Raw genomic sequence first — 13252 nt, forward strand, 5'->3', positions numbered from 1 at the left:
AAGAGGCTCCAAATTTGGGGCCTCTTTTTTGTTAAAACATTATTTATAAATGATTAAAATTGATAGACAAAAGCATTAATATTCATCCCCGCTCCTACTGAAGCAAACAAAACAACATCATTCTTTTTAATCTCATGATCTTCTAATTCACCTTTTAAAATCATGGCAAGTAAGGATGGAATAGTTGCAACACTGCTATTGCCAAGTTTATGAATTACCATTGGCATGATGTGTTTCGGGGTTGGAGTATTATACAATTGATAAAACCTGTTAACAATGGCTTCATCCATTTTTTCATTAGCCTGATGAATAATAATTTTATTTAATTCATGAATTGAATATCCACTATTATCCAGGCATTTTTTCATAGCTTCAGGAACATGCAGAAGGGCAAATTCGTAAATTTTTCTTCCATCCATTTTAATATATTTGGTATCCGGACATTTCTCATTGTTATAAGATTTACCAAAATATAAATAGTCCTTTTCTGTGAAGGTAAAAGATGCAGACAAATGAGATTTTATTCCAGACTCATCATCCATATTAGCTTCCAAAACAGCTGCTCCTGCACCGTCAGCATAGATCATACTGTCTCTGTCGTGAATATCCGCCACACGGGAGAGCGTCTCAGCTCCAATCACCAAACAACGCTTGGCAATACCTGCTTTGATAAAGGCATTGGCTTGTATTACTCCTTCAATCCAACCCGGACACCCAAACAAAACATCATATGCAACACAGAAGTTGTTCCGTATCCCCAATAAATGCTTCACCCGGGCAGCAAGACTCGGAACTGTATCAGACTGCACAGTACCAAAACGCACATCTCCAAAATTGTGAGCGAATATAATATAATCCAGTGTTTCAGGATCTATTCCTGCATTTTCTATAGCCGCCTGAGCTGCTTTAAGTCCTAAATCTGAAGTGACTTGTGTACTTTTGGCATATCTTCTTTCTTCAATGCCTGTAATTTTTTTTAATTTCTCTGTTATTGAGGCATTATTGTCTTTTAATAAAGCTCCATCCTCATTGAGGAAAATATGCTTGTCAAAAAATAAATTGGTAATTGTTTCTGACGGGATATAATTCCCCACTCCAATAATTCTGGTCATCATCTTTATGTTATTCATCCTGTTTTTATAGTACTTCAGGAATAATTCGATAAATATAACGATAATACTTATCAATATATTATAACATCTAGATAATTCTAATTAATTTGTAAATATTTTAATAAAAAAAGAGGATTCCGGTTTGGAATCCTCTTTCATTATTTTCAAAACTGAAAATTATACTTTCATAATTTCAGCTTCTTTTGTCTTAAGATGCTCATCGCAAAGCTTTGTGTACTTATCTGTGTAAGTCTGGATTTCTTCTTCCACCCCTTTCACAACATCTTCAGAAACACCATCTAGCTTTTTAAGTTCTTTCAAACCTTCCTGTCTTGCATTTCTTACAACGATTTTTGTCTGCTCAGTTTCGCTTTTAGCCTGTTTTGCCAATTCTCTTCTTCTTTCCTCTGTTAGAGGCGGTACATTAAGAATAATGTTTTCTCCATTGTTAGAAGGTGCAAAACCTAAGTTTGAATTGATAATAGCTTTTTCAATAGCGTTGATCGCTGTTCTGTCCCAAGGTTGAATAGAAATGGTCATTGCATCTGGAACGGAAACATTGGCAACCTGGTTAATAGGAGTAGGTGCTCCATAGTATTCAACCATTACATCCTGAACCATTGCTGTAGAAGCACGTCCTGCTCTGATTCTTTGAAATGCGTGGTCAAGGTGTTTTACCGCTGCGTCCATGTCCTGTTTTACAGATTCTAATATTAAATCTAATTCTTCCATTATTATATTAAAGTTTGATAAATTGCACATTAGTGATAAATGATGAGTAAAATGATGAGTAATTAATAATAAACAATGAGTGATAGTAAACTCTTTAGTTATTATCTGCTACCTATCCCGATCACCTGATTACAAATCAACCAGGGTACCTACATTTTCTCCATCCACGATTCTTACTAAATTCCCATCTTTATTCATATCGAATACAATAATAGGCAATTTATTTTCGTGACTCAAAGTAAAGGCAGTCATATCCATTACCTTAAGGTTTTTCTCAAATACTTCATCGAAAGATAAGGAATTATATTTTACAGCATCAGCATTCTTTTCAGGATCACTGTCATAAATCCCGTCTACTCTTGTTCCTTTAAGAATTACATCTGCGCCAATTTCAATTGCTCTCAATGTTGCCGCTGTATCTGTTGTAAAGTAAGGATTTCCTGTACCTGCACCGAAGATCACTACTCTCCCTTTTTCAAGGTGTCTTACGGCTCTTCTTTTGATGAAAGGCTCGGCAACTTTATCCATTTCGATCGCAGACTGAAGTCTTGTCTTGATTCCAGCATCCTCCAATGCCCCTTGTAATGCCATACCATTGATTACAGTAGCTAACATTCCCATGTAGTCTCCCTGTACTCTGTCCATTCCTTTTGCAGCTCCAGCTACACCACGGAAAATATTTCCTCCTCCAATGACGATCGCTACTTCACAGCCTTTTTCAACTACTTTTTTAATCTCGGCAGCATATTCCTGCAGTCTTTCGTTGTCAATACCGTATTGTCTGTTCCCCATTAAGGCCTCACCGCTAAGTTTTAGAAGGATTCTTTTATATTTCATCTTTTATTTTTAATAAACTTTTTAATAGAGTTGTTTCTCCAAAATTTGATTTTGCAAATATAATCATTAAAAATATTGATAAAAGAAAAATATTTAATTAGAAATAATGTAAGAAATATTTTGAAAAGTACGAAAAAGGATTATTTTTGCATTAATTATAAATTGAGTTGAAGAAAATTATCATTTTTTCATTATTTCTATCAGGAATTGTTTCTTATGCGCAAACAGGAACAAATGTGTATCCGTTCTTAAATGTACCTGTATCTGCAAGACAGGCAGCCTTGGGTGGAGATGCAATTTCGATAAGAGATTATGATGTTTCCTTTGCTATTGCAAACCCGGCCCTGTTAAATAAAGATTCAGACAAGCAGCTTTCTGTAAACGCTACCGCTTATCTTGCCGACTCCAAATACGGAACCATTGCGTATGCCAAAGACTTTGAAAATGGCCACATGGCCACTATCAATGCAAGGTATATGAGCTACGGAAGTATCCCGAGAACTGATGAAAGTGGTTTTCAGGACGGAGAATATAAGGCTTCTGATGTAGCTATTGGTGCCGGATATGCTTACCAGTTTGAAGAAGACTGGACCATTGGTGGAGGATTAAATTTCGTTACCTCAAAAATAGACAACTATACCTCTTCCGCAATCTCAGGAACTGCCGGAATTACATATCATAATAAAAAGAACAAAGAAGTTCTGTCTCTTGTATTAAGAAACTTCGGTTTCCAACTGAAATCATTCAATGGAACCCGTGAAAATCTTCCGTTCCGAGTGGATATAGGATATACAAGAATATTGAAAAACTTTCCTCTTGCCATTACCATTACTGCACACGACCTTCAAGAGTTTAATATTTCATCAGAATATAATAAGGATGGGCAGAAAGTGAATGCAGGCAGAAAAATTGCCGATCACTTCTCTTTAGGAGCAGAATTATTTCCCGAAAAAAACTTTAATATCAGATTGGGATATAATGTAAAAAGAGGAAATGAACTTGCTGTGGCAGATCAGAGAAACTTTTCAGGACTTTCTGGCGGATTTGGAATTAAAGTTTCAAAATTCCGTATAGATTATGCCCACATAAGATACCATAACTCATCTAACGTCAATCAGATAGGTATTTCCATGGATCTTTCCAGCCATAGAGGAGAATAGAAAAACTCTTAAATACCTCTTAAAATTTCTTATTAGTTCTTGATTTTCTAAAAAAAATCTAGAAATTTGCAGTATGAAAAAACCTGTAATAGCTATCGATGGGTACTCGTCTACCGGAAAAAGTTCTATCTCCAAAATCATTGCTGATAAGCTAGGACTTATTCATATGGATACAGGAGCGCTTTACAGAGGAGTTACCTGGTTTGCTCTGCAACATTGTCTGAATGAAGAAGGTGGCATTGATCTGAAAACTTTATTTTCATCCTTAGATCAGATTCACCTTGAATTTAAAAACAATGACGGAACACTTGTTATTTATCTTAATAATGTAGATATTTCTAAGGAAATCCGTACCAATGAAGTTTCTGATAATGTAAGTCTTGTAGCCAAACAAAAAGAAGTAAGAGATTATTTATTACAGTCTCAGCGTTCTATAGCAGAAAAAGGAGGAGTCATCATGGACGGACGTGACATTGGGACAGTAGTTCTGCCAAATGCGGACTATAAATTCTTTCTTACTGCCAGTATAGATGAAAGAACCAACAGAAGATTTCTCGAATTAAAAGGACTGGGAATTCAAGCTGATAAAGAGCAGGTAAAGCAAAACCTGATTGAAAGAGACAAAATCGATAGCGAGCGTGAAATTGCCCCATTGAAGCAGGCTGACGACGCTACGGTAATTGATAATTCTGAGCTTACTAAAGAAGAAACCATAGAACTGATTCTTTCTTACATCGAAAAGATTTAACAATTTTTAATAGGCAGAAAGCCTCCTTTGGTATACAAATTGTAAGTTTTATTAGTGTAAAAACTAATCTATTATTAACTATTAAAAAACTTAAAATGTCTAAAAACGGAAAAAATACAGCAGGTATATTGGCGGGACTTCTTGCAGGTGCTGCAGCAGGTGTAATCTTAGGGATGTTATATGCACCAGAAGAAGGAAAAGAAACCAGAAAAAAAATCAAGACTAAAGCGAATGATTTAAAAGATCAGGCTAAAAACAAGTACGGAGAGGTTTCTGAAAAAGTGAAAGACCAGTATGGCAATATTTCTTCTACTTTTAAAGAAACAGCTAGCAACGTAGCACATACTATGAAAGACGGGTATGACAAATACAAAGATCAGATTGTTTCTAAAACTGCAGACGTAGTAAAGGATGTAGAAGCGGAACTGAATGATCTTAAATCATAAGTAATTTATCTTTTTTAAGTAAATTACAGAAAGGAACTTTTGTGCGAAAGTTCCTTTTTTTGTAACTTTAAAAAAAAACAATGATAGAAACTATTAAAGAATATGCCTCGAAGAGAATAGACCTTCTGAAAATTGAAGCTACTGAAAAGTCTTCTCTTTCTGCCGGGCTCATTACCTACTTTGTAGTACTGCTTGTTGCTTTTGCTTTTTTTATTATCCTTTTCAACTTCGGAATTGCTTTTCTTATTGGGAAAGCATTGGATAATTATTCATACGGATTCTTAATCGTTGCAGCATTTTATGCTTTGGTAATGGCTTTTGTCATTGCATTTAAAAACAAAATTGTGAATACCGTTGCAGATCAGGTTATTAAATTTTTAAATCATTAAACTATGGGCAGAAAATACGAAAGCATAGAAGAACTAAGAAGAAAGAAAAAACTGCTCCAAGGTGAAATTAATGATCTTGAAAATCTTCTTACTTTTAAAAATACAAAAGAAAGTCTTAGTGCATTCACCAACGGTCTCAGCGATCAGTATCTCCAGGAAAAAGTAGACGAAGACGGTGATGAAAAAGTTGTTTTGAGAAAGGATGTCATTGCCAAGCAGCTTACTTCTGAAGTAAAAGATCTTCTGATCAGTAAGAATACCGCTGTAGGACTTGCAAGTTCTGCTTTCAAAGGAAACATTGCAGACAGCATTGTTAAACTGGGGGTTACAGCCATTGTAGGGAATTACGCCAAGAAGAACATGAAAAGTTCTAACTGGAAGAATAAGTTGGTAGGAGCTGCTTTAATTTACCTTGCTCCTATTGCTTTGAAGTTTGTCAGAAAAAAACTGGAAGAATACCAGAAAAATAAAAGTGTTTCCAGCATGGAACAATTGATATAGAAACTTTTATAGGTTTTAGATATCAGATTTCAGATCTATCAATTGGGTAATCAATTTTCCCACGCGGATAATGTCTGAAATCTGATATCTGAAGTCTAAAATCTATTTAGAAAATAGCTGTCCTAAAATAATCCCGGCTGCCATTGATACATTCAGGCTTTCTGTAGACTGGGATTTTCCAAACCTTGGAATGCTGATGCATTTTTGCAGTAATTTTTCTGTTTCCGGTCTCATACCATTTCCTTCATTTCCAAGAATCAGATTTATTTTTTCAGGCTTCTCGAAGGTATAGATGTTTTCTCCATCCATATCCGTTCCGATATTTACATTTTCGGTTTTAGAAAGATATTCAACAAGGTTTGTATAAACGATATTTACTCTTGTAAAAGATCCCATTGTTGCCTGGATCACCTTTGGATTGTAAAAATCTACGGTATCTTCACTACAAATGATCTGTTCTATTCCGAACCAGTCTGCCAATCGGATAATGGTACCCAAATTTCCCGGATCCTGAATACCATCCAAAACAAGTTGTATATTCTTATCTGCCCATGATTCTTCCTCTGGCAGATAACATACCGCAACGGAATCTTTTGGGGTTTTAAGAAAACTGATTTTTTTTAACTCATTTTCAGAGATATGAGTAATAGGGCTATCAGTACGGTCCAATTTTTGTGGATCGGTTGAGAATATTTCTTTAACTTTAAAGTTAGAATTGAAAAGTTCACAAATGATTTTATTACCTTCAACCAAAAACAAATTGTATTTTTGTCTGAACTTCTTTTTATCTAAAGATTGTAAAACTTTTATTGTATGAGCTGTAAGCATTATAAGAATTCTCCTCAAAAATATTATAAAATTATCTCATTTGCAACATTTGTTGGTCTCCTTTATGCTTGTAGTACCACAAAAAAGGTTCCAGATGGTGATTATCTGCTTACTAAGAACAATTTTGAATTCGAGGATAAGAAAGAATTTTTTGATGAGGAGCTGAAAGATTATGTTCAGCAGAAGCCTAATAAGAAGCAAATTCTTTTTATGCCTTTAGGCCTTATGTTTTACAATATGGCCAATCCAAAATACGATACTATCCTTAATGAGTACATGACGTATCCCCGTGAAATGAGAGATCAGAAACTGAGAGACTCATTATTTATTAAGTATAATATGAAAAATAGTGTCGGGAAAAATCTTTTCTTTGACCGTTTATTGCATACGTGGGGATCTCCACCTGTTATTCTGGATCAGACCAGAAGTGAAAAAGGGGCAGAATCCATCAAAAAAAGGCTGACCTACAGAGGGTACTGGGATGCAGAAGTGAAATACAAGCATAGTTTAGACTCTGCATCTAAAAAAGCAACAGTCAATTATTTCATCAAACACAATGACCCTACCTATATTAAAGATTACTTTTTTAATATTCCGGACCAGGGTATCAAACAGATTTACAATACGCATCTGAATAAAACGCTTGTAAGATCAGGTAAGATTCTTGACCAAACTGTTCTTGAAAAAGAAGTAACAAGGATTACTGACTTAATGAGAGAATATGGATATTATAAGTTCAACAGTACCAATGACGAGGTCTATTTCGTTGCTGACTCTTTAAAAAGCAAAAAGCAGGTTCCTCTTACTTTGGAAATTCATAAAGATTCTTTAGACCGTCCTTATAAGAAAGCTACTTTTGGAAATATTGATGTTGCCATCGTAGATGAAGCTAGTGATTATCCTAAAAATACAGTAAAAGACAGTTTAAGAAGGATAAGATTCCATAAAATGAATGATAAATATAAGACATCTTCATTATGGAGAACCATCATTGTAGACAGCAAGCAGACATACGATCAACAAAAACTGGACGTAACCAAGAGAAACCTTTTAACGATGAACAATTTTAGCATCGTAAAAGCAAGAGACTCTCTAAGACGCGGGGGCGTTACTTCCCCTAATGACAGTATTGTAGATGTCTTATATATATTGAAGCCGCTTCCTAAGTATGAACTGAAAGTAGGAACGGATCTTAATTATTCCCAGATCCTGAATCTTGGAATCTCTCCTTCTGTAGACCTTACTACCCGAAATCTTTTTAAAGGAGCAGAAAACCTTTCTACAAGTCTTTCAGGCACATTTGGGTCTATTGCAAGTACGGAGAATACTGATAAAAGAGTATTAGCCTATGAAATATCAGCTCAGGCATCTCTAAACTTCCCAAGATTGTTACTGCCTTTTAATTATTATAAATTTATCCCTAAAAGATATACTCCTACTTCATCTATTCTATTGGGAGCATCCATACAGAATAATATTGGATTGGGAAGAGTTAACTTTAATACCGGATTAAACTATCAGGCAACCGTCAATGAACAAGTATACCATAAACTGACGTTATTTAATACTCAGATCAGTTTAACGAAAAATAAAAATGCTTATTATGATTACTTCGTTAACGATGAAGTGGTCAGAAAAGAAATAGTTGCTAACTATTCTGCTCATTACGGGATTGATCTTGAAGCAGATATACAATCCGGAAAAACTACAAAAGATGACGTATCTCAGAAAATCATTAATGATGATAGCTACCGAGCTACTCTTAATCCACAAGGCTTAGATTTACTGACAACATTCAGAGGAAGTCTTATCAATAAAGAAAGACAAACCCAGGATGTCTTTATTTCTTCTATGATCTATAATTTTGTTTATAATGAAATTGGAAAGAAGGATTATCCAAATGCATTTTACTTTAATGGAAAAGTTGAACTTGCTGGTAATATTTTAAGTCTGTTCAATAAGAAAAGTAATGATGGAGGTGTTGTTTCAGCACCGCAAAAAACAATCTTTGGAATCCCTTATGCTCAATTTGTAAAATTTGATATTGATACAAGGAAATATTTTAAATTCAACGGCAATCAAACCTTAGTTCTCCGTCAGTTTATCGGAGTGGGTATTCCTTATGGAAACTCAGATGACATGCCTATTATTAAGTCTTATTTTAACGGTGGTTCCAATGATATCAGAGCCTGGGTGGCCTTTGGAGGACTAGGTCCTGCTGATTCTCAGGTAGATGAGAGGGTACGTGCTTACATGACCAATGATGTAAAACTGACGACCAATATTGAGTACAGAATTCCATTTAATAATATGTATGAGGGAGCCCTGTTTACAGATATAGGAAATACATGGAGTCTTCGTAATCATAATGATGCCCATCAGGATCAGTTCAGATTTAATAAATTCTTAAGTCAAATGGGTGTTGGTAGTGGATTTGGGCTAAGAATAAATGTGGCATATATTACCCTGAGATTAGATTTTGCTTATAAAATCTTTGATCCGAATAAACCTGAAGGAGACCGATGGAGATTCAAAACACTACAGCCTTTCAAGCCAACAATTAACTTTGCTTTCGGATATCCTTTCTAATCCGGAGAAACTCCCAAAATAAAATACACTACAGCAATAACACGGGCGAGGATTTCCCTCGCCTGATTTCTGTAGAAACTTTCAGGTTTCGTGACATCCTGTGCATCAAACCCCAGTGCATTCATATCATTATTTCTTGCAAAAAATAAAGCACGAAGGTTATGATATCCTTGAGAAACAATAATGACATTTTTCTTCTTATAAACATCTTTACAACGAAGAATACTTTTGTAGGTATTAAACCCTTTAGGATCTTCAACAATAATATCCTCCGGAACACCTTCCTGATAGATCAGATAGTTTTTCATTGCAGCAGGTTCATTGTAACCTTTACTCTTCTCTCCACTTACAATAATTTTCTTGATCTTTCCATGATGGTAAAGAAGGGCAACGGCATCCATTCTCTTGGTAAAATAAGGATTAGAAAGGCCTGATCTCATCTTTGGAGAAGTTCCAAGCACCAGAGCCACTTCCCTTGGCGGAATTTTTGAAATTTTGGTATAGGTACGGCCATTCGTGAGTCCAAAAACCCACACATTACAGAAACATATCATTAAAATTCCTAATTCCAATGATATAAATCCTAAGTTAAATATGTTCCTGATAATTCTCAACTAAGATCAAAGTTAAGCTTTATTTTTTTACTTTTCACTATTGACATGCAAGCTAATATATGCCCCTGTATTTCTTCTTTTTCGGTAAGATATTCATTTTCCAACAGTTCCACTTCTCCTTCTTCCAAAGAACATTCACAACTTCCGCAAATTCCGGATTTACATGAATAAGGAACAGGGAATTTCTGAAGCAAAAGCTGTTGTAGTATTCTATCCTTATTATCAGGAAGTTGGGTAGTATATTTTTTCCCAAGCATCGTAAATTCTACCTCTATATTTTCAATCAGCGGAAATTCTTTTTCTACAGGATAAATATCATCATTATATTCTTCAAAAAGTTCAAAATGAATATTTCGTTTTGGAATTCCGTGATGGTAACAGGCGTTTGCTAAGGTTTTAATCATCTCCCCTTTTCCGCAAATCAATACTTCATCCACAGCATCCCAAATCGTGGATTCTTCATCAGTATCGTCCAAATGCAGGATCTGATTGATAATTAAATTTAATTTTTTTTCATCCAGCCTACCATAGAAAAACTGATCGGCAGTTTTTTCCTGTGAAAAGAAGTAAAAGATCTGTAGCCTGTCACCACAGGTTCGGGCAAAGGTATCCAGCTGATCTCTGTAAATCAGGTCTTCTGAACTCTTATTTCCAAAAAACAGAAATAATCTTGTTCTTGGTTCGTTATGAAGGATATTTTTAAAATGGCTTAAAATAGGAGTAATTCCAATGCCGGCAGCAAAAGCAACTATTGTTCTGAACTCACTGGGCTTAGATACTATGGTAAATCTTCCGGCAGGTTCACTTACCATTAATTCATCACCTTCATTGTAGTTTTGAAAAAGCTGAGAAGTAGCTCCATCAGGAGCATTCACTTTTATTCCCAAACATATTTTTTCTTCATAAGGAGCGGAAGTCATCGAATAATCATTAATCACTTCTTCTCCATGCGATTGAAATTTTACACTAACGAACTGCCCGGCATCAAACTTAAAGTTTTCTTTCAAACTCTCCGGAATAACGAACTCCAGAGAAAAAGTATTTTTGGTCAGCTCTACCTTTTTCGCTATTTTTAACGGATGAAACTGTATTAGTTTCCCTTTATAGATTTGTTGTTCCATACTTCAATTCAAAAATAGATAAAAAATAATTTATGAAGAAAATAATTTTATCAACGTTAATTCTGGCTGCACTTTACAGCTGTAAGAAAGAAAATTCAAAAGCTGAAGGCAGTACTAGTGTTACCGATTCTGTTGCTGTAGCACAAAACACAAAGGATCAACCGGCCACATATATTCCCAAAGAACTGTCTCCTGAAAATGTAGGTCAGCAATTAGCTAAAAATAATGATACCCTCTATGTTACTAATTTTTTTGCAACCTGGTGTGGACCTTGTATCAGAGAAATCCCAAGTTTTAAAAATAAAATGCAGGAATTAAAAGATAAACCTGTAAAGTTCACCTTTGTAAACCTTGATGACAAAGCTGATTGGGATACCAAAGTGAAAGATTTTGTGATAGAACACAATCTTGGAGCTAGTGTTATCTTACTGGATGGGCAAAAATTAGATCCGACTTTCTTTTCCAATAATTTCAAGCAATGGGATGGAGGTTCAATTCCTTTTACCTTTATGAGAAAAGGAAATCAAACAGACGAATATTTAGGAATGATGACAGAGGAAGTATTGAACTCTAAAATCAATGCGTTTCTAAAATAAAATATACATCTTTCTGAATCATGTCAAAAAGATTTAAAATCCTGTGTTTATTATTGACCATTGCCATCCTTGGAGGAGCAATCGTTAATCTGAACACAGGATTTTTGAGTTTAAATCTTCAGGATTTTTTCCAGGATTCTGCACAGAGTCAAATTGCAGAAATCCGTATTAACAGGGTTCTTGTCATGCTGTTAGCAGGAATCTCAATTCCGACATCAGGATTTCTGATGCAGGAATATTTTCAAAATCCACTAGCCGGACCTGATATCCTGGGAATTACTTCTGTGGCCAGTTTATCAGTAGCATTTTATATTTTCTTTTCTCATAATATTTTGCTTCCGGAATTTCTCCAAAACAGTTTCCTTAGCTTATCAGCGATTGGAGGAAGTTTATTATTGATGCTGATTCTGTTATCCATGTCCAATAAATTTCAGGACAAATCTTACCTGATTATTTTCGGGTTTCTGGTATCTGCTTTTGCGGGAGCCATCGTTTCACTGTTACAGTTTTATGCGGAGAATCAAAGCCTTAAAAACTACATCCTGTGGTCTTTTGGAGCCAATAATATGGTCACCAGAAATCAAATCTATGTATTATTCATTTTAGTATTGATAGGACTGTTTTTCTGTTTTAAATCCATAAAACCGTTAATCGGAAATTCATTAGGAACTTCATATGCACAGAGTTTGGGAGTTAATCTGAAGCATTTAAAACTTTTAATCATTATAGCTTCTTCTCTCCTATCAGCATCTATTACTGCTTTTTTAGGACCTATCCTCTTTATAGGAATTATTGTTCCTCACTTTTGCCGATTGATCTATAACCCTTCCAAATTATGGCAGCAGTGGATCTTAAATATGTTTCTGGGAATGCTGGTTATGTTGTTCTTCTCTGTCATTGCGGAAAAAACTCAAATCCCATTGAATGTGATAAGTTCTGTCTTTGGAATTCCTGTGATCTTACTGATGCTTTTGAAGCAGAATAAGGTTTAATGTTTTTATTGGAAACGCGAAGGCGCAAGTTTTTTGCCTGCTTCATGCTTTAAGTCGCAAAGATTTTATCTACGATAAAATTGAATACAGTAATATATATTTAAATCCAAAATTGCACGCATAGAAACCTATTTGGTATTGATAGTCCTTTTGAAGTAGAGTAAAGTGTGATTTTTTTGTTGGATTAACGCCAAGACGCAAAATTATTTACCATCACCGTACTTTAAGGCGCAAAAGATTTTATCTATGATAAAACTGAATACTGTAATATATATTTAAATCTAAAATTGTACGCATAGAAACCTATTTGGTATTGATAGTCGTTTTGAAGTAGAGTAAAGTCTGATTTTTTTGTTGGATTAACGCCAAAGACTCAAAACTATTTACCAGCATCATGCTTTAAGGCACAAAATATTTTATCTACGATAAAATTGAATGTATATATCTAAAATATATTATTAAGTTATGCAATCACGCTTGCTGAAAATCTTTGATTTTCTTGCGCCTTAAAAATACACGTAACGCATAATAAATCCTTGCGTCTTTGCGATTACCCAACAAGAAAACTCTAATCAAAACATATATAA

General features: G+C 34.8%; 14 protein-coding genes. 8 read left to right on the forward strand and 6 right to left on the reverse strand.

The annotated features are described in order from the left end of the window. Positions 1-53: 53 nt before the first annotated feature. The 3 genes from EG344_RS23195 to pyrH all read right to left on the reverse strand — a co-directional run bounded on the left by EG344_RS23195 (position 54) and on the right by pyrH (position 2681). Positions 54-1115 (reverse strand): 3-oxoacyl-ACP synthase III family protein, encoded by a 1062-nt coding sequence (locus EG344_RS23195; protein WP_123911883.1) that lies wholly within the window; start codon positions 1113-1115, stop codon positions 54-56. A gap of 174 nt (positions 1116-1289) precedes the next feature. Continuing rightward, positions 1290-1844, reverse strand: a complete 555-nt coding sequence (frr, locus tag EG344_RS23200) for a ribosome recycling factor (protein ID WP_123911642.1) — start codon at positions 1842-1844, stop codon at positions 1290-1292. Positions 1845-1973: 129 nt separating this feature from the next. Then, on the reverse strand, positions 1974-2681 hold the full coding sequence (pyrH, locus tag EG344_RS23205) for a UMP kinase (protein WP_123911643.1): 708 nt from the start codon (positions 2679-2681) through the stop codon (positions 1974-1976). Positions 2682-2848: 167 nt separating this feature from the next. On the opposite strand from pyrH, the gene porQ reads away from it, so the two are divergent. The 5 genes from porQ (at position 2849) to EG344_RS23230 (ending at position 5925) form a co-directional block, all read left to right on the forward strand. Beyond that, complete coding sequence (gene porQ / locus EG344_RS23210; protein WP_123855715.1) at positions 2849-3841, forward strand: type IX secretion system protein PorQ; 993 nt, start codon at positions 2849-2851, stop codon at positions 3839-3841. A 73-nt stretch (positions 3842-3914) separates the two neighbouring features. Continuing rightward, the gene (gene cmk / locus EG344_RS23215; RefSeq protein ID WP_123911644.1) at positions 3915-4589 is read left to right on the forward strand and encodes a (d)CMP kinase; all 675 of its coding nucleotides are present in this window, start codon (positions 3915-3917) and stop codon (positions 4587-4589) included. A 95-nt stretch (positions 4590-4684) separates the two neighbouring features. Further along, positions 4685-5035, forward strand: a complete 351-nt coding sequence (locus EG344_RS23220; RefSeq protein WP_123911645.1) for a YtxH domain-containing protein — start codon at positions 4685-4687, stop codon at positions 5033-5035. An 80-nt stretch (positions 5036-5115) separates the two neighbouring features. Continuing rightward, positions 5116-5424: a phage holin family protein gene (locus EG344_RS23225; protein ID WP_047496002.1), complete on the forward strand. Its 309-nt coding sequence runs from the start codon at positions 5116-5118 to the stop codon at positions 5422-5424. Positions 5425-5427: 3 nt separating this feature from the next. Continuing rightward, a complete protein-coding gene (locus EG344_RS23230) occupies positions 5428-5925 on the forward strand; it encodes a phosphoribosyl-ATP pyrophosphatase (protein ID WP_123911646.1) in 498 nt (165 codons plus the stop codon). Between the two features lie 102 nt (positions 5926-6027). Here the strand turns inward: EG344_RS23230 and EG344_RS23235 are convergent, their stop codons facing one another. Next, the gene (locus tag EG344_RS23235; RefSeq protein ID WP_123911647.1) at positions 6028-6753 is read right to left on the reverse strand and encodes a TrmH family RNA methyltransferase; all 726 of its coding nucleotides are present in this window, start codon (positions 6751-6753) and stop codon (positions 6028-6030) included. Between EG344_RS23235 and EG344_RS23240 the strand changes: the two genes are divergently transcribed. After that, positions 6739-9342: a BamA/TamA family outer membrane protein gene (locus tag EG344_RS23240; protein ID WP_123911648.1), complete on the forward strand. Its 2604-nt coding sequence runs from the start codon at positions 6739-6741 to the stop codon at positions 9340-9342. The two genes, EG344_RS23235 and EG344_RS23240, sit on opposite strands and share 15 nt — an antisense overlap. On the opposite strand, the gene EG344_RS23245 is transcribed toward EG344_RS23240, so the two are convergent. Both EG344_RS23245 and EG344_RS23250 read right to left on the reverse strand, forming a co-directional pair. Beyond that, positions 9339-9896, reverse strand: coding sequence for a vancomycin high temperature exclusion protein (locus EG344_RS23245; protein ID WP_378170560.1), 558 nt, complete (start codon positions 9894-9896; stop codon positions 9339-9341). The genes EG344_RS23240 and EG344_RS23245 overlap by 4 nt on opposite strands. A gap of 56 nt (positions 9897-9952) precedes the next feature. Beyond that, positions 9953-11077, reverse strand: coding sequence for a ferredoxin--NADP reductase (locus EG344_RS23250; protein ID WP_123911650.1), 1125 nt, complete (start codon positions 11075-11077; stop codon positions 9953-9955). A 32-nt stretch (positions 11078-11109) separates the two neighbouring features. On the opposite strand from EG344_RS23250, the gene EG344_RS23255 reads away from it, so the two are divergent. Both EG344_RS23255 and EG344_RS23260 read left to right on the forward strand, forming a co-directional pair. Continuing rightward, the gene (locus EG344_RS23255) at positions 11110-11673 is read left to right on the forward strand and encodes a TlpA family protein disulfide reductase (protein ID WP_123911651.1); all 564 of its coding nucleotides are present in this window, start codon (positions 11110-11112) and stop codon (positions 11671-11673) included. Between the two features lie 20 nt (positions 11674-11693). After that, entirely contained in the window at positions 11694-12665 is a 972-nt protein-coding gene (locus EG344_RS23260; RefSeq protein WP_185145577.1) for an iron ABC transporter permease, read from the forward strand. The last annotated feature ends 587 nt before the right edge of the window (positions 12666-13252 follow it).

Source organism: Chryseobacterium sp. G0162 (assembly GCF_003815715.1).
GTDB lineage: Bacteria > Bacteroidota > Bacteroidia > Flavobacteriales > Weeksellaceae > Chryseobacterium.